Origin of the sequence: Roseibium sp. MMSF_3544, from assembly GCF_030732845.1 — a bacterium.
In the GTDB taxonomy this organism is placed as follows: Bacteria; Pseudomonadota; Alphaproteobacteria; order Rhizobiales; family Stappiaceae; genus Roseibium.
Map to the genome: position 1 here is coordinate 22439 of NZ_JASHKA010000034.1, position 18979 is coordinate 41417.

The 18979-nt window shown below is 59.3% G+C and carries 20 protein-coding genes; 11 read left to right on the forward strand and 9 right to left on the reverse strand.

The window, feature by feature from the left end; translation table 11 throughout:
• Positions 1-8: 8 nt before the first annotated feature.
• The 3 genes from RBB47_RS28525 to acuI are packed head-to-tail and all read left to right on the forward strand — an operon-like array spanning position 9 to position 3775.
• Positions 9-1136 carry a dimethylsulfoniopropionate demethylase gene (locus RBB47_RS28525; protein ID WP_305989326.1) on the forward strand — a complete coding sequence of 376 codons (1128 nt, stop codon included), beginning with the start codon at positions 9-11 and terminating at the stop codon, positions 1134-1136.
• Positions 1133-2767 carry an AMP-binding protein gene (locus RBB47_RS28530; protein ID WP_305989327.1) on the forward strand — a complete coding sequence of 545 codons (1635 nt, stop codon included), beginning with the start codon at positions 1133-1135 and terminating at the stop codon, positions 2765-2767. The genes RBB47_RS28525 and RBB47_RS28530 overlap by 4 nt, the downstream gene beginning before the upstream one ends.
• A gap of 15 nt (positions 2768-2782) precedes the next feature.
• Positions 2783-3775, forward strand: a complete 993-nt coding sequence (gene acuI / locus RBB47_RS28535) for an acryloyl-CoA reductase (RefSeq protein ID WP_305989328.1) — start codon at positions 2783-2785, stop codon at positions 3773-3775.
• Between the two features lie 243 nt (positions 3776-4018).
• Here acuI and RBB47_RS28540 read toward each other — a convergent pair whose 3' ends face one another.
• Positions 4019-4912 (reverse strand): LysR family transcriptional regulator, encoded by an 894-nt coding sequence (locus RBB47_RS28540; RefSeq protein ID WP_305989329.1) that lies wholly within the window; start codon positions 4910-4912, stop codon positions 4019-4021.
• A gap of 320 nt (positions 4913-5232) precedes the next feature.
• On the opposite strand from RBB47_RS28540, the gene rpmI reads away from it, so the two are divergent.
• From rpmI to RBB47_RS28565, 5 genes are all read left to right on the forward strand, one after another.
• Positions 5233-5430 (forward strand): 50S ribosomal protein L35, encoded by a 198-nt coding sequence (rpmI, locus tag RBB47_RS28545; RefSeq protein ID WP_023002610.1) that lies wholly within the window; start codon positions 5233-5235, stop codon positions 5428-5430.
• Between the two features lie 26 nt (positions 5431-5456).
• A complete protein-coding gene (gene rplT / locus RBB47_RS28550) occupies positions 5457-5816 on the forward strand; it encodes a 50S ribosomal protein L20 (protein ID WP_305989330.1) in 360 nt (119 codons plus the stop codon).
• A gap of 308 nt (positions 5817-6124) precedes the next feature.
• Positions 6125-7561 (forward strand): sodium:alanine symporter family protein, encoded by a 1437-nt coding sequence (locus RBB47_RS28555; protein ID WP_305989331.1) that lies wholly within the window; start codon positions 6125-6127, stop codon positions 7559-7561.
• A gap of 381 nt (positions 7562-7942) precedes the next feature.
• Positions 7943-8236: a hypothetical protein gene (locus RBB47_RS28560; RefSeq protein ID WP_305989332.1), complete on the forward strand. Its 294-nt coding sequence runs from the start codon at positions 7943-7945 to the stop codon at positions 8234-8236.
• Positions 8237-8458: 222 nt separating this feature from the next.
• Positions 8459-8779, forward strand: coding sequence for a hypothetical protein (locus RBB47_RS28565; protein ID WP_305989333.1), 321 nt, complete (start codon positions 8459-8461; stop codon positions 8777-8779).
• Between the two features lie 6 nt (positions 8780-8785).
• Here RBB47_RS28565 and RBB47_RS28570 read toward each other — a convergent pair whose 3' ends face one another.
• Together RBB47_RS28570 and ggt are read right to left on the reverse strand one after the other, a co-directional pair.
• Entirely contained in the window at positions 8786-10171 is a 1386-nt protein-coding gene (locus RBB47_RS28570) for a multicopper oxidase family protein (RefSeq protein WP_305989334.1), read from the reverse strand.
• Positions 10172-10253: 82 nt separating this feature from the next.
• On the reverse strand, positions 10254-11849 hold the full coding sequence (ggt, locus tag RBB47_RS28575) for a gamma-glutamyltransferase (protein ID WP_305989335.1): 1596 nt from the start codon (positions 11847-11849) through the stop codon (positions 10254-10256).
• Between the two features lie 351 nt (positions 11850-12200).
• Between ggt and RBB47_RS28580 the strand changes: the two genes are divergently transcribed.
• Positions 12201-12635 (forward strand): heme-binding protein, encoded by a 435-nt coding sequence (locus tag RBB47_RS28580; protein ID WP_305989336.1) that lies wholly within the window; start codon positions 12201-12203, stop codon positions 12633-12635.
• Positions 12636-12668: 33 nt separating this feature from the next.
• Here the strand turns inward: RBB47_RS28580 and RBB47_RS28585 are convergent, their stop codons facing one another.
• Positions 12669-13163, reverse strand: a complete 495-nt coding sequence (locus RBB47_RS28585) for a GNAT family N-acetyltransferase (protein ID WP_305989337.1) — start codon at positions 13161-13163, stop codon at positions 12669-12671.
• A gap of 11 nt (positions 13164-13174) precedes the next feature.
• The gene (gene phaR / locus RBB47_RS28590; RefSeq protein WP_305989338.1) at positions 13175-13768 is read right to left on the reverse strand and encodes a polyhydroxyalkanoate synthesis repressor PhaR; all 594 of its coding nucleotides are present in this window, start codon (positions 13766-13768) and stop codon (positions 13175-13177) included.
• A 290-nt stretch (positions 13769-14058) separates the two neighbouring features.
• On the opposite strand from phaR, the gene RBB47_RS28595 reads away from it, so the two are divergent.
• Both RBB47_RS28595 and phbB read left to right on the forward strand, forming a co-directional pair.
• Positions 14059-15240, forward strand: a complete 1182-nt coding sequence (locus tag RBB47_RS28595; protein WP_305989339.1) for an acetyl-CoA C-acetyltransferase — start codon at positions 14059-14061, stop codon at positions 15238-15240.
• 133 nt (positions 15241-15373) lie between these two features.
• Positions 15374-16102, forward strand: coding sequence for an acetoacetyl-CoA reductase (gene phbB, locus RBB47_RS28600; RefSeq protein ID WP_305989340.1), 729 nt, complete (start codon positions 15374-15376; stop codon positions 16100-16102).
• 78 nt (positions 16103-16180) lie between these two features.
• On the opposite strand, the gene RBB47_RS28605 is transcribed toward phbB, so the two are convergent.
• From RBB47_RS28605 to RBB47_RS28620, 4 genes are read right to left on the reverse strand one after another with little or no spacing between them, the layout of a single operon-like run.
• Positions 16181-16306: a hypothetical protein gene (locus RBB47_RS28605; protein ID WP_305989341.1), complete on the reverse strand. Its 126-nt coding sequence runs from the start codon at positions 16304-16306 to the stop codon at positions 16181-16183.
• Entirely contained in the window at positions 16293-17060 is a 768-nt protein-coding gene (locus RBB47_RS28610) for an ABC transporter permease (RefSeq protein WP_305989342.1), read from the reverse strand. The genes RBB47_RS28605 and RBB47_RS28610 overlap by 14 nt, the downstream gene beginning before the upstream one ends.
• Positions 17057-17851 carry an ABC transporter ATP-binding protein gene (locus tag RBB47_RS28615; protein WP_305989343.1) on the reverse strand — a complete coding sequence of 265 codons (795 nt, stop codon included), beginning with the start codon at positions 17849-17851 and terminating at the stop codon, positions 17057-17059. The genes RBB47_RS28610 and RBB47_RS28615 overlap by 4 nt, the downstream gene beginning before the upstream one ends.
• Before the next feature lie 40 nt (positions 17852-17891).
• Positions 17892-18902 (reverse strand): ABC transporter substrate-binding protein, encoded by a 1011-nt coding sequence (locus RBB47_RS28620; RefSeq protein WP_305989344.1) that lies wholly within the window; start codon positions 18900-18902, stop codon positions 17892-17894.
• Between the last annotated feature and the right edge of the window lie 77 nt (positions 18903-18979).

An 18979-nucleotide genomic window follows, 5' to 3' on the forward strand; every position in this document is an offset into this window, starting at 1 on the left:
GACGGGTCATGCAGGGTCCGTTACTGGCAGCGTCGCGCCGCATTCGCAAAACCCCGTTTTCACGCCGTGTGCAGGAAGCAGACGCGAAGGTTTACACCGTTTACAATCACATGCTGCTGCCGTCCGTGTTTGAATCGGTCGAAGAGGACTGCAAGCATCTCAAGAACCATGTGCAATTGTGGGACGTGTCCTGTGAACGCCAGGTCGAAATCAAGGGACCCGATGCCGCCCGCCTGACGCAAATGCTGACACCGCGCGACCTGTCTAAAATGAACGCGGGTGTTTGTTTCTACACCCCGATGGTCGACGAAACCGGTGGCATGCTCAACGATCCGGTTACGCTGAAGCTGGCAGAGGACAGGTACTGGGTGTCGGTGGCGGACAGTGACCTTCTGTTCTGGATCAAGGGGCTCGCCTATGGACTTCATCTGGAGGTCGATGTCGACGAACCGGACGTCTCACCACTGGCGATCCAGGGCCCTAAGGCAGATGAACTCGTTGCGCGCGTGTTCGGGGAAAGCACCCGATCCATCCGGTTCTTCCGTTTCGCCATGGTCGAGTTCGAGGGTAAGGAACTGGTGCTCGCAAGGTCGGGTTATTCGAAGCAGGGCGGCTTTGAGCTTTATGTCGACGGAACGGAACTGGGCGAACCGATCTGGGATGCGCTGATGTCCGCCGGTGAAGACCTGAACGTCCGCGCAGGGTGTCCGAACCTGATCGAACGTATCGAGGGTCAGCTTTTGTCCTATGGCAGCGACATGACCCGAAACAACACACCCCATGAGTGCGGGCTCGGAAAGTTCTGCCAGACCCAGGACGCATTCGGCTGCGTCGGCCGTGACGCTCTGCTGCGCGTGGCGGTCGAAGGTCCGGTCCGGCAGATCCGCTCGATTGCCATTGATGGAGAGCCGGTTCCGGCCATCGACGAACTCTGGCCAATCATCGCGGGTGGAAAACAGGTCGGCACTGTCAGCTCCGCGGTCTATTCTCCGGACTACCGCACCAACGTTGCCATCGGCATGGTGCGCATGACCCATTGGGACGACGGTACCAGGGTGCACGTCGACACGCCTCACGGCATCCGGTCCGCAACCGTCTGGGAGACGCCGTTCTTCAACCAGGGCAAAGCGGCATGAAAGAACATTACGAAGCCTTTCCGAAGCAGGAGGCCAATCATGTTGCGCTGTCGCCGCTTTCCATTCTTGAGCGGACGGCAGCCATTTTTCCGGATCGGCCAGCGCTGGTCTACAACGACCTGAGCCGGACCTGGGCTGAGGTTCAGGACAGGGTTCGCAGGGTCGCTTCAAGCCTGAAAAAAAAGGGGATCGGCACCGGAGACACGGTTTCGGTCCTGGCCGCAAATACTCCGGAGCTATTCGAACTCCACTACGCGGTTCCGCTGACCGGCGCAGTTCTCAACACGATCAACATCCGCCTGGAAGCTGAAACCGTCGCCTATATCCTCGATCACAGCGATGCAAAGCTTGTCATCGTGGACACCGCCTTTTCCGGCGTTGTCGGCGAAGCCTTCCGGCTGAACGGCAAGGCCCTGCCGGTGATCGACATTGTCGATCCGGACGGACCCGGCGGTGAGCAGATCGGCGAAGCAGCCTATTCGGATCTCGTTGAGGGCGGCGATCCGGAATTCCCCTGGCAGGGTCCTGAGGACGAATGGCAGGCGCTTGCACTCAACTATACGTCGGGCACCTCGGGTCGCCCCAAGGGCGTCGTTTATCACCACCGCGGCGCTTACATCATGGCGATGGGAACGCCGGTTGCCTGGGAACTTCCGCGTCATCCGGTCTACCTCTATACGGTGCCGATGTTTCACTGCAACGGCTGGTGCCATGCCTGGGCCATGACACTGATGGCCGGGACCGTTGTCTGCATTCGCCAGGTGACCGGAAAGGCCGTGTTCGAGTTGATTGGCAAGCATGGCATCACGCATCTGGGCGGCGCACCGATTGTGCTGTCAATGCTGGTCAACACACCGGACCAGGACCAGAAACCCCTGCCCGGCCCCGTCAAGATCATGACGGCAGGCGCTCCGCCGCCCGCCGCCGTGCTGGCCGCCACAAAGGCGCTTGGCTTCGAAGTCATGCAGGTCTATGGGCTGACCGAAACCTATGGCCATGTCGTCCAATGCCTCTGGCGGGAAGAATGGGAAGACCTTACCGCCGACGAACAGGCCGAATTGCAGTCATGGCAGGGCGTCGGCTTCCCGATGACCGAAACCGTCGATGTCGTTGACCGGGAGACAGGCGCGCCGGTGCCGTGGGACGGTGAGACCCAGGGTGAAATCGTCATCCGCGGCAACACGGTCATGAAGGGCTATTACAAGAACCCCGAGGCAACGTCGGCTGCGCTTTCTGCAGGGACTTTCAAGTCCGGCGACGCGGCCGTGCGTCACGCAAACGGCTACGTTCAGATCAGGGACCGTCTGAAGGACGTCATCATATCCGGCGGCGAAAACATCTCTTCGGTCGAAGTGGAGGGTGTTCTGCACCGCCATCCGGATGTGGTTCTGGCCGCGGTTGTTGCCCTGCCGGACGAACAGTGGGGCGAAGTTCCTTGCGCCTTTGTGGAACTGAAAGAAGGCAGCGAAGAAACCGAGGACAGCCTGATCGCGTTTTGCCGCCAGCACATGGCCGGATTCAAACGGCCGAAGAAGATCGTCTTTACCGAGTTGCCGAAGACGGCCACCGGCAAGATCCAGAAATTCGTCCTGCGCGAGGAAGCCAGGACGATCGCAAATCAATCCAGCTAACAGGGCAGTTTCATCATGACTTTCAAAGCACTCCTCGTGGAAAAGGATGACGAAGGCAAGACTTCCGCGTCGGTTCAGGACCTTGACGATAGCCGCTTGCCGGAAGGCGATGTCACCGTTGCCGTCGAATATTCAACCCTTAACTACAAGGACGGGCTCTGTGTTGGCCCGGGCGGCGGGCTCGTGCGCAACTATCCTCATGTCCCGGGCATTGATTTTGCCGGCACCGTGCTGGAGTCGTCTGACGACTGGTACAAGCCCGGTGACAAGGTTGTCCTCACCGGCTGGCGGGTCGGCGAGGTTTGGTGGGGCGGGTACGCCCAAAAAGCCCGCGTCAAGGGCGAATGGCTCGTTCCGTTGCCCGAAGGAATTTCCACGCGCAATGCCATGGCGGTCGGCACGGCCGGCTTCACCGCCATGCTGGCCGTTATGGCGCTGGAAGATCATGGACTGAAGCCAGGAGACGGGCCGGTACTTGTCACCGGCGCGGCCGGCGGCGTCGGCTCTGTGGCAACCGCCATCCTCTCCAACCTGGGCTACGAAGTTGCCGCCGTCACCGGGCGCGAAAGCACCTGGGACTATTTGAAATCGCTGGGCGCCAGCACCATCGTTCCGCGCGACGACGTCAGTGAGACTGTCAAGCGGCCGCTGGAAGCCGAGACCTGGGCCGGCTGTGTTGACGCTGTTGGCGGCGCCATGCTGGCGCGTGTGCTTGGACAGATGAAATACGGCGCATCGGTCGCTGCGGTCGGCCTTGCCGGTGGTGCGGCGCTGCCGGCAACCGTCATTCCGTTCCTCTTGCGCGGCGTCAATCTGCTTGGCATCGACAGCGTCATGAAACCCTATGATGCCCGTCTTAAGGCTTGGGAGCGCCTGGCCAAAGACCTGCCGATGGACAAGCTCGAAGCCATGATCCAGCCTGCAACACTCGGTGACCTGCCACAGCTCGGCGCCGATATCCTGAAAGGCCAGGTCAAGGGCCGTGTCGTCGTCGACGTGAACGCCTGAGGCCAGCGGACGGCCGTCCGGTTCGACCCTCGTTCTAGGGCGGGCGAGTGGCCAGTCCCGAAGGGTCGGCCACTTACTTGCAGTTTGTCATCCCGGTTTGCCGCACAAGCGGCAAGACCGGGAACCGGTAATCCGTGTGGCTCGTGAATAAGAAAAACGGTCAGACAAGAGGTTACCGGATCCCTGCCTTCGCAGGGATGACAAAGAAAAATGACTGCCCTCCGCAATTCGCGCGGCGCAAACTCACCGCAGCTCCGCTTTCAGAAAATCAATCATCACCCGCACCTTCTGCGGCAGGTAGCTTCTGCTCGGATAGAGCAGCCAGGCTGCGGTATCGAAATCGGATGCCGCGCAATCGAGTTCCGGGAAAAGATCGACGAGTTGGCGGCTGTTCAGGTCGTCTCGGATCAGCCAGTCTGCCAGAAGCGCAACACCCATACCAAGCCTCGCAGCCTCCCGTAGGGAAAGAGCGCTCGCGATCACCGTCTTGCCTGAGACCTCGACAGGAAAAGGGTCGCCGCCCCCTGTTCTGAAATGCCATCTGGTCTGAAAATGCGGCAGGGCAAAACACAGGCAATTATGCGCTGCGAGCTCCGCCGGGTGCGTGATCCGCGCGGACTGCGCCAAATAGTCAGGCGACGCGACGACGCGGTACCGCGTTGGCATCAGCTTGGTCGAAATCAGGTCTCCCTTGGGCGCAGCAGACAGCCGGACGGCAAGGTCCAGGCCTTCCCCGAGCAGATCGAGATTGGAGTCGGACGGAAAGAGATCGACGGAAAGCTCGGGATGCTTTTTCTGAAAGGCCGGCAAAAGCGGCATCAGCGCCTCCTGGACAAAAGCAACCGATGCAGTCATTCGCAGTCTGCCGCGCGGTTCACCACTCAGACCGGCCGCGTCTTCCCGCGCCGCCTCCAGCTCCTCAACGAGGGGGGCGACCCTTTGCAGGTAGTGCGCGCCTTCTTCCGTAATCACCAGCTTTCGTGTGCTTCGCTGGAAAAGACGAAGACCGATGTCACGTTCGACGCCGGCCACGATGCGGGAGACGCTGGAGGCATCAAGGTCGAGGGCTCTTGCGGCCTTGGCAATGCTGCCGAGATCCCGAACCAGGAGGACTGTCTTGAGAGCGTGAATATCCATTTGTGCAGATTATGCATGAATGGGTCAGATTTGAAGACTATTCGTTGAATTTCCGCAATGCCTGGCAAGAAGCACGCTGACCGGAAATGCCCAATCGGAAGGCGGCGCCCGAAACCGCCGTTTTGGCACGGTTTCCAGTTGCAATCCCTGAGAACCTCCCATATAAGCGCCCGGTCCAGAGTCGTCCGGCTCGCCGTGGACTGGATTGCTGCATCCTGATGCAGGTCCACCCGGCAGGTTAAGGGCATGCCGTGTCGGCTCTGAATGCTCCAACAAAAAAGTGTCCGTTTCTGACGGATACACCAAGGAAAGGATGCAAAATGCCCAAGTTGAAGACGAAGTCCGGCGCCAAAAAGCGCTTTAAAGTGACCGCGACCGGCAAGGTGAAAACCGCGCAGGCCGGCAAGCGCCATGGCATGATCAAGCGCACGAACAAGTTCATCCGTAACGCCCGTGGCACCACCACGTTGAGCGATCAGGATGCAAAGATCGTGAAGCAGTTCCTGCCCTACGCATAACGCCAGCCCCGAAGGAGATCATCTAAATGTCACGCGTCAAACGGGGCGTAACCGCCCACGCTCGCCACAAGAAAGTTCTGAAAGCCGCCAAAGGTTATTATGGCCGCCGCAAGAGCACCATCCGCGTTGCCAAGCAGGCCGTCGAGAAGGCAGGACAATACGCCTACCGCGACCGTAAGGCCAAGAAGCGCACGTTCCGCTCGCTCTGGATCCAGCGCATCAACGCGGCAACCCGCCAGCACGGCTTGACCTATGGCCGCTTCATTGACGGTTTGAACAAGGCCGGTGTCGAGGTCGACCGTAAAGTTCTGTCTGATCTTGCCATCAACCAGCCGGACGCTTTCAAGGCTCTCGTTGACAAGGCACAGGGCGCCCTGACCGCTTAAGGTCATCGGCCCCGGCTACCATTTTCGAGAAGCGCGGCCTTGCGGCCGCGCTTTTCTTTTTTGCCGGCGCCCAGCGCGTGGAACAAACCCGCAAGGACCATTTCGTAAAACAAATGAAGTCTTTGCCGTAAGTGCTTCGCTCACCGAAGGCAGTTCCGAAATTGGGCAGAAACACCCTCTGGGTGTATTTAGGCGGCTTCTCTCTTTTTTATTGCAAACACTCCCGGTGGAGGCCTACCCTTTAAAGTCCAACCGGATCGAGCGCGTCGCAAGAACACGCCGGACCGGTCAAATGGAGGGGTAGAGCCATGCAGTTATTTGAATCGTTTTTCGGTTTGATCGGCGATCTGACATGGGGATGGGCGCTGATCCCGTTTCTGGTCATCATCGGCGTATTCTTCACCGTCGTAACAGGCTTCGTCCAAATCAGGTTTTTCCGCAGGATGTTCCGGGTGCTGTCGTCGAAAAACCAGACTGGTGATCCCAATGCCATTTCGGCCCGTGAAGCGCTGCTCCTGTCGGTCGGCGGGCGGGTTGGTGGCGGCAACATCGCAGGTGTTGCCGTCGCGATCACACTCGGTGGTCCGGGTGCCGTGTTCTGGATGTGGGCAATTGCTCTTGTCGGCATGGCGACAAGCCTCATCGAATGTTCGCTCGCACAGCTCTACAAGCGCTCCGAAGGAGACGGCACCTATCGCGGCGGTCCCGCGCGGTCCATCATTCACGGTCTGGGCAAGGATTATCGCTGGCTCGCGGTGCTTTACGCGATCTGCCTGATCGCGTCTTTCGCCTTCGGTTTCAATGCTTTCCAGGGCAACACGGTTGCCGGAGCAGCCGAGGAGAGCCTCGGCATCGGCCGGCTTTGGACCGGCATTGGCCTGACTGTGATCACCGGCTTGATCGTTTTCGGCGGCATTCACCGGATCGCAAAGGTTGCCGATGTTATCGTCCCGATCATGGCTGTCGGCTATATCGCGATGGCCCTGATTGTCATCCTCATCAATGTCACCGAGATCCCAGCGGCGCTCTACATGATTGTTGCCAACGCCTTCGGGTTCGAAGAAGCCGTCGGCGGCGGCATGGGTGCCGCGCTGGCGCAGGGGCTCCGCAGAGGTCTTTTCTCCAACGAGGCCGGTCTTGGATCGGCCCCGAACGTTGCCGCGACCGCGGATGTCCGGCACCCGATCAGCCAGGGGATCACGCAGTCCTTCTCGGTCTTCATCGACACGATCATCATCTGCACCTGCACGGCGCTGATCATCCTGCTGGGTGATGTCTATACGCCGGGTGACGAGGCGGTTGACGGTATTGTCCTGACCCAGCAGTCGCTCGTGTCTCATCTGGGTGGATGGACGAGTTACTTCCTGACGGTGGCGATCCTGCTCTTTGCGTTCAGCTCGATCATCTACAACTATTATCTCGGTGAGAACGCCCTGACCTCGATGACCGGAAACACAATGGCCGTTCAGGTGCTGCGTGTCCTGGTCATGGGGGTCGTATTCCTCGGCGCGACCGCACCAGGTGCAACAGCAGTGTTCTTCTTCTCCGATCCCATGATGGGTATTCTGGCGGTGGTGAACCTTCTCGCGCTCATGATGCTGTTCCCGACAGCGAAGAGAATCCTGGACGACTTCAAGGAGCAGATCAGCGCTGGCGTCGCCCGCCCGGTCTTCAATCCGGACAAGTTCAGCGATCTCGACATCGATCGCACGGCCTGGACCGGGAAAGACCCCGACGCGGACTGACATTCCCCGATCAAACAAGAAGAAAAAGGCCGGGGCTTCCCCGGCCTTTTTGCTGGGCATCTTTCGGCTCTGCCTAACAAGCTGGTACGCCGTGCCTCTCACATCGGGCGTGCTTGTTTCGCAAATTCCGTTTCTCAAAATTGAACGCGAGCTTGTGCCAGCCGGCTCGCGGATTCACTCAAAACTGTCCTCGATCACACCATTCCGTTAACTTTTGTGACCCGGATTTGGCGGGTTTCTGCGGACAAAAGGTTAACGCCTTCCTATATTGGCATGGTGATTGCGACGTTTCAGGCAAGACGGCACTGAGCGTGCCATTCTGAAACAACGAGGCGTATTTCTGTGCGAGTGAACCCGGTAAGTGCAACAGGCCGTTCCATAGTGAGGCGCCAGCGTCCCTCTTCGGGAGAGACGCCAGGTGAGCGCCGGACGGACTTTGCCGGATTTCTGCCGCCGCCACCAGAAGCCGAGGTCCGCGCGGAGCAGGATACGTTTTACACGCACTATCATCCGAATTCGGTCTTTCTGGCCCATCTGATCGCGTCGCGCGAATACGACATCCAGACGCGCCCTCGCCACAAGAGTGTTCCCGAACTGTGTTCCGACGCCTATCGCGCAACGGCCGCGCTTCCACGCAAGCGCGCCACAGGACACCTGATCAAGACTGATCGCTAGTCTTTTCAATGAATTTCCAGATGTACCACTGGATGACTTGGCCCGGAGCATTGCTCCGGGCTTTCTTTTCACGCGCCTCACAAACCCTCGTGAGATTTGCGCAAATGTGACGCTCAGCACAGTATTCCGTCATCCGGATACCTATATTCATACACAGATCCGGAACACCCCGGACCTCCGACACGATTGGCCACGGACTGGCCCGCCACGGAGTTTTTTGAAATGCAAGTGACACCTGTTCCCGCCGTCCACGTTCTGCGTGATCGTGAACGTCAGATTGAAACGCCGGCATTTGAGGCCGACTCCGCATCCGCCTCCGGTGGCAACTTTGCCGAGATGCCGATGATTCACACCCATGTCGCCTCCGCGGCCCTTCGCGAAAGCTATCACGGTGCGCACGCGGAATATGCTACGCAGTTGCTCGCAGGCGGCGATCCGTACGGCCGGACCCCGTTGGACCAGCAACTCCACGCGCAACAATATGCGTCAGCTACCGCTTATGAAGACGATGAGCGGAGCCACACGATCTCGCTATCTGCCTGAGCCCGATCAGCTTTCGATGCGCAGGAAACCGGTGAGACCGGTTTTCTGATGCTCGATCACGTGGCAATGGAACGCCCAGTCACCGGGATTATCCGCAACCAGCGCCACATCCATCGTTTCTTCCGACAAGAGCAGCGCCGTATCGGTCACGAACGGCGGCAGTTCGCGTTTGTTCGACCTGAGAAGTTGAAACGAAACGCCATGAAGATGAATGGGGTGAGCATTCGGCGTCTCGTTTCGCAGTCTCAGCACATAGGTCTTGCCCAGTTTCATCGTCGCAAGCGGATCGAACGGGCCCGGCAGATCCCCCGGCCACGCCTTGCGATTGATTGACCAGAACGTATAACCGAGCGACCCGCAAATGCTGGGTTGCGGCGCATCGCCTTCCGGCGACCAGCCGAAAACGAACTCCAACACCTCGGCGTTGCCCAGATCAGGTTCTGGAACCGGATTTGAGGTCAAGGGCTTCAATTCACGCAAATCGCGACGAGCGCTGGCGCCTCTCGGAAAGAATTTTGCGAGAACCCTCTGATCGAATTTCTTTTTCAGGATGAGACTGACGTCGTCGCCTTCGCTGTCCGGAACCCGCAAGGCGATATCGGCGCGTTGACCAGGCGACAGGACGATATCTTTTGCCGGCAACGGCGCGGGCAAAGGATTTGAGTCGATCGCGATGACATGTGCCTCGGCACCCTCAATCTCGTAGGCGCCGACGCGGGTCACGTCGGTTACGACAAGTCGCAGCCGCACGAGGCTGCCCGCGTCCAGTTCGAAAACAGGGTCGACCTGCCAGTTCACCGTCGAGACTGTCCCAAGCGTTCCGCCTCTGGCCGCGTTCCTTGCCTTGAACAGATTGATGAACTGGCCGTCGCCGCCAAGCCGGAAATCCCGGATGTTCAGGGGCAGATCGCGATCAAAGCCCGGATCCTCAGCGTCCTCAACGATCATCACTCCGGTCATTCCACGCGCCATCTGCTCGAGCGTGTTGCAATGGGGGTGGTACCAGAAGGTGCCCGCATCCGGTGGTGTGAATTCGTACCGGAACGATTGTCCGGCCTCGATCGGATGCTGTGTGAGGTAGGGCACCCCGTCCATGGCGTTGGCAATTCTCAAGCCATGCCAGTGGACAACCGAAGCTTCATCGAGCTTGTTGGTCACATCGATCGACGTCTTGTCACCCTGCTTGAACCGCAGCACCGGCGGTGGACCGTCGGGAGAAAAACTCATCATGCCTTTCGTGACAGTATCCGGCAGGATGCTGTGGTTGAGGGACGACATGGTGAGAGCATGGCTTGCCGCCAGAGCATGACTTGCTGCAAAGCCGCCGGCGGCGAAGGCCGACAAGGTTCCGGCAGTGCCAAGAAGGACTTCACGCCTCGATAATCCGGGCATCTTTTTCCTCATGTGTTTCGGGCGCGTCCAGTTGGACTCAATACCTGTTACCCGGAACACACAAGGTCATTAATGACGCAGGTCAATAACCTGCAGCATGTCCGTCTTTGCGCGGGTCGGACCCTGCCGTCAGAAGCGAGCGCGCCCTGTCGATCATGATGGCCTGACTGCCACCGATCGGAGCCGGCGCCGGAACCACATTGTGTCCAAGTGCCCTCAGTCCCTCGACGGTCGATGCCGGGACCAGCCGCTCCGCCTGCAGATCATGGCTCGTCATGTCGAAGAACATGCGAGGGAAGTCGATCGCCGCCTGAACGTCCATACCGTAGTCGATGATATTGGTGAGCAGATGCGCATGCCCGCAGGCCTGGTACTGCCCGCCCATAACGCCGAAGGAAAGCCATGGTGAACCGTCTTTCAGAACCATGGCCGGGATAATTGTGTGCAGTGGGCGCTTTCCGCCGTCGATGGAATTCGCGTGCCCCGGCGCAGCGCGGAAAGCCTTGCCGCGGCAATGAAGCAGGACGCCGCTGTCCGGCGCAACGATACCGCAACCGAAATCGCTGAAAAGCGAGTTGATGAAGGAGACGGAAAGCCCATCCTTGTCGACCACCGTCAGATAAACCGTATCAGTCTGCGGGCTGAGCGCAGCTTCCGGCACGAGCACCATCCGCCTGTCGCGGGAAACCTGCCTCGCGAGCTGCTCGATGTAATCCGAACCGATCAGGCGGGTGTGGCAGATATCCATATGACCCGGATCGGTTACAAACTTGTCCCGCACCGCGTAGGCGATCCGGGCCGCTTCCATTTCCAGATGGAAGCGTTCTGCACCAAACGGATCGAGGCTTTCCAGATCGAACGTTTCAAGTATCCCAAGCATGACAAGAGCGATCACGCCCTGACCGTTGGGCGGCAGCTCGGCGACCGTGTGTCCCTTGTAGTCCCGAACGACCGGTGACACCGCAGTGGTATGGCAGGCGGCCAGATCATCTTCTGTCATGAGACCGCCGCGCGCCTGAAGCGCCGCGACGATATCGCGGGCAATCTCGCCCGAGTAGAAGGCATCTGCGCCGCCTTCGGCAATCTTCTCCAGCGTGCCGGCAAGATGCGGATATTTCAGGATCGTACCGGGCCGGGGCGCTTCACCCTGGATCAGGTATCGCGCTGCCGAAACCTCGTCGCCGCTCAGCTTCTCAACATTTTGTGCCCAGTCCCGCGCAACGCGAGGCGCAACCGGAAAGCCTTCGCGGGCATAGCCGATCGCCCGTTTGAACAGATCCTTGAACGTGCGCGTTCCATGGGCTTTCAAAAGCGTTTCCCATGCCCGAACGGCGCCCGGCACAGTGACAGAATGCGGCGACGTGTCGGTGATCTCTTCAACGCCGAGTTCGGCCAACCGTTGCGGGGTCGCGGCCCGCGGTGCCGCGCCGGATCCGTTGAAGCCTGTCAGGCGCCCGTCAGGCTCGGTGACAATTGCAAAACAGTCACCGCCGATGCCTGTCATGTGCGGCTCGACCACACATTGCACGGCGACGGCCGCAATCGCGGCGTCCACCGCGTTTCCGCCTTCTTGCAGGATCTCAAGTGCCGCGCTGGTCGCCAGGGGGTGAGACGTCGCCGCTGCTGCATTGCGCGCATAAACCGGGGACCGGCCCGGCGCCTCAAAGTCACGCTTCACTGAATTTCTCCCGCCCGAATTGCTCGTCATTTGTTCCAATACGCCGCAGATGTTTCTCGGCGATGCCACCTATTCGCCGGTTCCCCGTTCTGCTACATCAACGGATGATCAATCGATAACCGATTGAACAACCCAACGTTGATCGGCCTCAGAATGCCAGATCATAGTGCGTTCAGTCGGACACACGATGTTCTGGCAAGTCCTGATTTCGGGCAGCACCTTAAGGAGAAGCGAGCCGAGGCGCAAACGAGGATGTCTGCATTTTCGAGATCTGCCCGCCTGCCTCATGGCATCTCAAAAGGATGCGCCCAGCCGATACGTCGTTATGAACCTTCAAAAGGATAACAATCAATGGCAAATGGCATTTCACTTTCAACGGCGGAGACCATCACTTCTGCCGCATTTGCAAAGGCCGCGGAGCTCGGCCTCAAGCCTTTGACGGTCGCTGTTCTCGATGCCGGCGGACATACGGTCATCCTCAAGCGCCAGGACGGTGCATCGAACCTGCGTCCTGAAATCGCAACCGGCAAGGCAAATGGCGCGCTCGCCGTCGGCACGGGCACAAGGTGGCTGAACGCCAATGCAGAAACGCGCCCGCATTTTGTCAATGCGCTGAACGGCGTTGCCGGCGGCAACATCGTACCGGTACCGGGTGGCGTGCTCATCAAGAATGAAGCCGGCGAAACGCTCGGCGCTGTCGGCATCACCGGTGATACATCCGAAAATGACGAGACCTGTGCCGTCGCCGGGATTGAAACGGTCGGACTGGTTCCGGATTGCGGCTGACGGGGACGGCTTTCCGTCAGTGTGGCTGGTGCTCTAGAGCGCCTTCCTGAAGATGTCGAGACCACCGCTGCCCGTCTTCAATTTATCTTGAAACGCCCAGTGTCGGCGCACAAAAAGGGATTGCGCCGACGCAGTTGATGCGAAGATCTCTGCATGTCCGAGCCGTCTGGCCTCTGCCTCCGCCGCGGCGACAAGCTCGGTGCCGATCCCGGATCGGCGCAACAAGTCTGGAACGAGAAGCGCCGTCAGCCAGACCCCCGAATATCGTTCAGAGCCGGGTGAGTTGGATCTGAGGGAAACCGTCCCGACCGGTTCTAAAGACCTGTTCAGAGCGACAAGACACCGCGGCAGGACAGGGTCGCTCAAGAGGCAGCTGCGTAGATCCGAGAGTGCATCGCCCGGACCAGTCGGACCATACCAGCCGGGCCATTCCGCGATGTACCAGTGCCTGAGACGGTCGATCGCTTCAGGCACGGTTTCCAATGCTGCAATGCGACGTTCATCGCGCCGCGGCAACGTCGCGGACATGGTCGCAAGGATCAGGACTTGTCGGAAAGCTGATTGATCTTCTTTTGCATTTCCTCAAGCTGCCGCTTCATGTCATCGAGGTCGCCAGCGTCGGACTTCTCCGGCTTGGCAGCATCCGGCGTCGCTCCTGCATTTGCAGAAGTGCCTGATTCTCCGGTCGGAAACGGCATGAACATCTTCATCGCGCGTTCAAACATTTCCGTGTTGCGCTTGACCTGGTCTTCAATCGCTTCAAAGGCGGTTGCCCCGAATGCTTCGCTCATCTGCGAGCGCAGTTTTTCCTGTTCTTTTGTGAGCGATGTCATCGAGTATTCCAGGAAACTCGGCACAAGCCCCTGCATGCTGTCGCCGTAAAACCGGATCAGCTGACGCAGGAATGCGACCGGAAGCAAGTTTTGCCCCTTGCCTTCCTGTTCGAAAATGATCTGGGTCAGCACCGAGCGGGTAATGTCTTCGCCCGTCTTGGCGTCGTAGACTACAAAGTCCTCTTCTCCCTTCACCATCACCGCCAGGTCCTCAAGCGTGACATAGGTGCTGGTGCCCGTGTTGTAGAGCCGCCTGTTGGCGTACTTCTTGATGATTGTCGGCTCACTCGTCTTGGCCATTCGTCGTTTCCGCCTATCAGCCTTGTTTCCCATTTGACGACAAGGCCTTCGCAGGCTTGTCATCTCCTCCGACTAAGAGACTAAGCCAATCGTATCGGATCGTGCCACTCTTTTTATGTGCGCCGACGAAAGGATTATGCCGCAAACGCGAAAAGAGGGCTCCGATAAGGGGTGATACGGTTGACACGATACAGAGGGCGGTTTCTAGTCCTTTGCATCGTTAAGGATCAAAGGTGCCCTTAAGGGACCAACCTTCTGCGGCCATCCGGCCCCAAGTTCTGGAGAGTAGAATGAGCGCTTCCACCGATATCGTCATTGTCAGCGCGACCCGCACACCCGTTGGATCTTTCAACGGATCCTTCGCAAATACCCCGGCCGATGATCTGGGTGCCATCGTCATGAAAGCCGCCATGGAACAGGCCGGTGTTGAAGGCGGTGACATTGACGAAGTCGTCTTCGGTCAGGTGCTGACCGCCGCCCAGGGTCAGAACCCGGCGCGCCAGGCCGCGATCAAGGCCGGCATCCCGGACGGCTCGACCGCATGGACGTTGAATCAGGTGTGTGGCTCCGGTTTGCGCACCGTTGCTATTGCAGCGCAACAGATCCAGACAGGCGATGCCAGCATCATGATGGCAGGCGGCCAGGAAAACATGTCGCTTTCTCCGCACGCAGCCTACATGCGCAGCGGTTACAAGATGGGCGACTACAAGATGATCGACACGATGATCAAGGATGGTCTGTGGGACGCCTTTAACGGCTACCACATGGGCCAGACCGCTGAGAACGTCGCCGAGAAGTGGCAGATCAACCGCGAACAGCAGGACGAATTCGCAGTCGCCTCCCAGAACAAGGCGGAAGCAGCCCAGAAGGCCGGCAAGTTCAAGGACGAGATCACACCGGTCACGGTGAAGGAGCGCAAATCCGAGCGTGTTGTCGAGGACGATGAATATATCCGCCACGGCGCGACGCTCGAAAGCGTCGCCAAGCTGCGTCCGGCCTTCACCAAGGAAGGATCTGTGACCGCTGCAAACGCGTCGGGCATCAATGACGGCGCTGCCGCGCTGGTGGTTATGAGCGCGGCGGAAGCCGAAAAGCGTGGCCTGACACCGCTTGCACGGATCGCGTCCTGGGCCACCGCTGGTGTTGATCCCGCAATCATGGGCTCCGGCCCGATCCCGGCGTCGCGCAAGGCGCTCGAGAAAGCCGGCTGGGCGGCGTCCGATCTCGATCTCGTGGAAGCCAACGAAGCCTTCGCCGCTCAGGCCTGTGCGGTAAACAAGGACATGGGCTGGAACCCGGACATCGTCAACGTCAACGGCGGCGCTATCGCAATCGGTCACCCGATCGGCGCGTCCGGCGCCCGCATTCTGACGACGCTGCTGCACGAAATGGGCCGCCGTGACGCCAAGAAGGGCCTTGCCACGCTTTGCATCGGCGGCGGCATGGGCGTTGCCATGTGCCTGGAACGGTAAGACGGAATTGACAAGGATCATGGCCGACACCATCCGGCCATGGTCCAACCACGGAAGTTTCAAGAAGACACATTAGTGAAGAGCCCCGGGGTTTGGTCCCCGAAAGGCCAACTGGAAGTCAGGAGGAAGGGGAATGAGCAAGGTCGCATTGGTCACAGGCGGAACACGCGGCATCGGCGAAGCAATTTCGCGCGGTCTGAAGGATGCCGGTTACACCGTGGCAGCCACCTATGCCGGCAACACCGAAAAGGCGGAAGCCTTCAAGGCGGAGACCGGTATTCACGTCTACAAGTGGGACGTTTCCAATCCTGAAGCCTGCGCAGCGGGGATCGCACAGGTTGAGAGCGAACTCGGTCCGGTCGAAGTGCTGGTCAACAACGCCGGCATCACCCGCGATGGCATGTTCCACAAGATGGACTTCGACCAGTGGCGGGCGGTCATTTCGACCAACCTCGATTCCATGTTCACCATGACCCATCCGGTCATCAACGGCATGCGTGGCCGCGGCTCCGGCCGGATCATCAACATTTCCTCCATCAACGGCCAGAAAGGTCAGATGGGCCAGACCAACTATTCCGCCGCAAAGGCCGGCGTGATCGGTTTCACCAAGGCTCTGGCTCAGGAAAACGCCTTCAAGGGCATTACCGTCAACTGCGTCTGCCCGGGCTATATCAACACCGACATGGTTGCTGCCATGCCGGAAAAGGTTCTGGAATCAATCGTTTCCAACATTCCGGTCGGCCGCCTCGGTCACCCGGAAGAAATCGCCCAGACCGTTGTGTACCTCGCCTCTGACGCTGCCGGCTTCATGACCGGTGCCGTGATGTCCATTAACGGCGGCCAATACTACGCCAACGGCTGATCAAGCCGGACAAGGCGGCAGCATGTTCTGAAAAGGCGCCCTTTCGGCGCCTTTTTTTGGACTGGCAAGCGCCACTACCTAAATCACCTTTGACCAGATCGGGCACCCGAATCCGCTGTCTTTCTGCGGGTCCTTCATGATGCCGCTGATCGTGTACTTGTTGCGCTTCACGATGGTCAGCGGCGCAAAGTCAGGCCGGAGCACGCTCCGCCCAGCCGGCAAAAATCTTCTCCAGGCCGACAACAATGTAGTAGAGGACGATGCCGAGCAGCGCCAGAGCGATCAGAACGGCGAACATGAGCGGATAGTCCGAGTTGGTTTTTCCGCTGTCGAAAAGGGCCCCCAGCCCTCTGCCGTGCGGGCTGACGATTTCCATCAGATTGGTACCGATGAATGCCAGCGTTACGGCGACTTTCAGGGCTCCGAAAAACTCCGGCAGCGTCTTGGGCAGCGCGATTTTCCAGAAGATCGTGGTCTGCGACGCACCGAGGGACCGCAGGATATCCCGGTACTCGGGCTCAAGGGTCGACAATCCGATGGAGACCGAGACCGCGATCGGAAAAAAGGAGATCAGGAAGGCTATCAGGACCGTGTTGAAGTCATGCGCGCCAACGAACATCAGGGCGACGATCGGAACAACGGTTGCCTTCGGAATCGCATTGAAGCCGACAAGCAACGGATAAAGCGCATCGCGCATGGTGCGCGAGAAGCCCATGATCATACCAAAGGCCGTCCCGACGATCACGGCCAGCAACAGCCCGACAACGGTCCGCCACAAGGTCTGCCAGCCCATCAGAAGGAAAAGCTCCCAGTAGCGGACATAAGCGGGCCAAAGATCGCTGGGGGAGGCCATCTTGTAGTTGGGCCAGCCATTGGCCCAGACCAGCGCCTCCCACAGGACCAGGAAAACGGCCATTGCAATGAGCGGCACGGTCACATTTCGAAAGCGTCCCGTCATTGCGCAGCCTCCTGAGGGGCGCGGCCCTGGGCGATTTCGATCTGGTGCCGCAAAATGTTCAGCCGCTCGGCCGCTTCAGCGGTATAGAGCTCTTCCAGGTCAGCAGGAACCGAGCGGGCGATGTTCATGACATATTGGGTGCGCGCCGGACGTCCGGACAAGACAACAACCTGATCGCCCAGGAAAATGGCCTCACGCAGGTCGTGCGTGATGAGGACGCCGGTGAACGGTTCCTTTTCCTTGAGGTTATGCATGGTCTGCCAGAGGTCTTCCCGCGTGAACGCATCCAAAGCGCCGAAGGGCTCGTCCAGGATCAGTACCTCGGGCTGATGCACCAGGGCCCGGCACAGCGAAGCGCGTTGGCGCATGCCCCCGGAAAGCTCGGAGGGACGTTTGTCTTCGAAATCCTCCAGACCCACCAGGGACAGAAGATGGCGTGCGCGCTCCTTGGCGGCATTCCCCTTCAAGCCGTTGGGAACGATTTCCAGCGGCAGCATGACGTTTTTCAGGATCGACCGCCACTCCAGAAGCACCGGGTTCTGAAAAGCCATCCCGACAGTGGAGCGCGGGCCGCGAACCCTCTCGCCGTGAAGCCAGACTTCGCCTTCGTCCGGATGCATAAGTCCGGCAACAAGCCGGGTCAGCGTGGATTTTCCGCAACCGGACGGACCGACAACTGCACAAAATCCGCCTTCTTCGACCGAGACTTCCAGTCCGTCCAGGACAGGCAGTGGGCCAGCCGCGGTCGCATAGGCATGGCGCACGCCCTTTATGTCTATCAGTGCCGTCATGAGATCCTTGTGGCGGGGGCAGGTGCCCCCGCACTGTTTTTTACTTCAGAGGAAATCCGCCTTCGGGCAGATAGGCATCTGTGAAATAGAGGCTTGCATCCGGTTCATTCTGGAAGTCGTAGACTGTACCGATTTGCTCAATGGCGCTGGCCATACGCTCTGCATCGATGCCGCCCATGCCGTTGGCCGTCGTGTAATCTGTGACGACATTCGCATCGATCGCCAATTGCAGACGGCGCTGCTCAAGGTCCGCATCGGCAGCCGGATTCCTCTGGACAAGCGAGGGAATGGCAGCCGCAGGATCGGCAATCGCGTCCTTCCAGCCCATGGCAACGGCTGCGAGGAAGTTTTTGACGACTTCCGGATTTTCGGCGGCATATTCCGTGTTCACGATCACCGCGTTTCCGTAAAGGTCAAGACCGTGATCGGCCATCAGGATGGTTGAAATGTCCTCTTCCGGCACGCCGAGACGCACCAGGTTCAGATAGGAACTGAACGAAAAGCCCGTGATCGAAGAGACGTTTCCTTCAGCCAGCATTGGTTCGCGGGTTGGAAAGCCGACAGGTTCGACGGTGACGTCGTCCATGTTGATGCCGTTCTCTGCCGCAAAGATGGGAAACTGAGCCCAGGCGCCATCAGGCGGTGGTGCACCCAGAACCTTGCCCGCCAGATCTCCCGGACCTTCAACACCCAGCGACTTGCGACCGATGACGGCAAAGGGCGGCTTGTCATAGACCATCATGGCAGCGATGACGGGAGCGCCCGGATTCTGGTCGATGAATTTGATCAGGCTGTTGATGTCTGCAAAGCCAACCGGGAAGGCGCCCGTTGCCACCTTCGGAATGGCGTCCAGCGAACCGGAACCCGCGGTGATTTCGACGCTCAAGCCTTTTTCATCAAAATGGCCGTTATCGATCGCGGCAAAGTAGGGGGCTGACGGACCTTCAAATTTCCAGTCCAGAGCGAAGGGAACAGCGGTCTTTTCACTCGCAACTGCGGCCGTTGCCCCGAATGCCAAAAGGGCGGCTGCAGCGATATTTCTGTAGAACATGAACATCTCCCGTGAAGCATCGGCACGCGCGCAAGGTCGCGCCATTCTGTTTCGCACAGGCCTGTCACGTTAGAGAG

What these genes read in the sequence shown, in the direction of transcription:
- RBB47_RS28525 (WP_305989326.1), top strand. Translation starts at nt 9, where the DNA reads ATGCAGGGTCCGTTACTGGCAGCGTCGCGCCGCATTCGCAAAACCCCG.
- RBB47_RS28530 (WP_305989327.1), top strand. Translation starts at nt 1,133, where the DNA reads ATGAAAGAACATTACGAAGCCTTTCCGAAGCAGGAGGCCAATCATGTT.
- acuI (WP_305989328.1), top strand. Translation starts at nt 2,783, where the DNA reads ATGACTTTCAAAGCACTCCTCGTGGAAAAGGATGACGAAGGCAAGACT.
- RBB47_RS28540 (WP_305989329.1), bottom strand. Translation starts at nt 4,912, where the DNA reads ATGGATATTCACGCTCTCAAGACAGTCCTCCTGGTTCGGGATCTCGGC.
- rpmI (WP_023002610.1), top strand. Translation starts at nt 5,233, where the DNA reads ATGCCCAAGTTGAAGACGAAGTCCGGCGCCAAAAAGCGCTTTAAAGTG.
- rplT (WP_305989330.1), top strand. Translation starts at nt 5,457, where the DNA reads ATGTCACGCGTCAAACGGGGCGTAACCGCCCACGCTCGCCACAAGAAA.
- RBB47_RS28555 (WP_305989331.1), top strand. Translation starts at nt 6,125, where the DNA reads ATGCAGTTATTTGAATCGTTTTTCGGTTTGATCGGCGATCTGACATGG.
- RBB47_RS28565 (WP_305989333.1), top strand. Translation starts at nt 8,459, where the DNA reads ATGCAAGTGACACCTGTTCCCGCCGTCCACGTTCTGCGTGATCGTGAA.
- RBB47_RS28570 (WP_305989334.1), bottom strand. Translation starts at nt 10,171, where the DNA reads ATGCCCGGATTATCGAGGCGTGAAGTCCTTCTTGGCACTGCCGGAACC.
- RBB47_RS28580 (WP_305989336.1), top strand. Translation starts at nt 12,201, where the DNA reads ATGGCAAATGGCATTTCACTTTCAACGGCGGAGACCATCACTTCTGCC.
- RBB47_RS28585 (WP_305989337.1), bottom strand. Translation starts at nt 13,163, where the DNA reads ATGTCCGCGACGTTGCCGCGGCGCGATGAACGTCGCATTGCAGCATTG.
- phaR (WP_305989338.1), bottom strand. Translation starts at nt 13,768, where the DNA reads ATGGCCAAGACGAGTGAGCCGACAATCATCAAGAAGTACGCCAACAGG.
- RBB47_RS28595 (WP_305989339.1), top strand. Translation starts at nt 14,059, where the DNA reads ATGAGCGCTTCCACCGATATCGTCATTGTCAGCGCGACCCGCACACCC.
- phbB (WP_305989340.1), top strand. Translation starts at nt 15,374, where the DNA reads ATGAGCAAGGTCGCATTGGTCACAGGCGGAACACGCGGCATCGGCGAA.
- RBB47_RS28610 (WP_305989342.1), bottom strand. Translation starts at nt 17,060, where the DNA reads ATGACGGGACGCTTTCGAAATGTGACCGTGCCGCTCATTGCAATGGCC.
- RBB47_RS28615 (WP_305989343.1), bottom strand. Translation starts at nt 17,851, where the DNA reads ATGACGGCACTGATAGACATAAAGGGCGTGCGCCATGCCTATGCGACC.
- RBB47_RS28620 (WP_305989344.1), bottom strand. Translation starts at nt 18,902, where the DNA reads ATGTTCTACAGAAATATCGCTGCAGCCGCCCTTTTGGCATTCGGGGCA.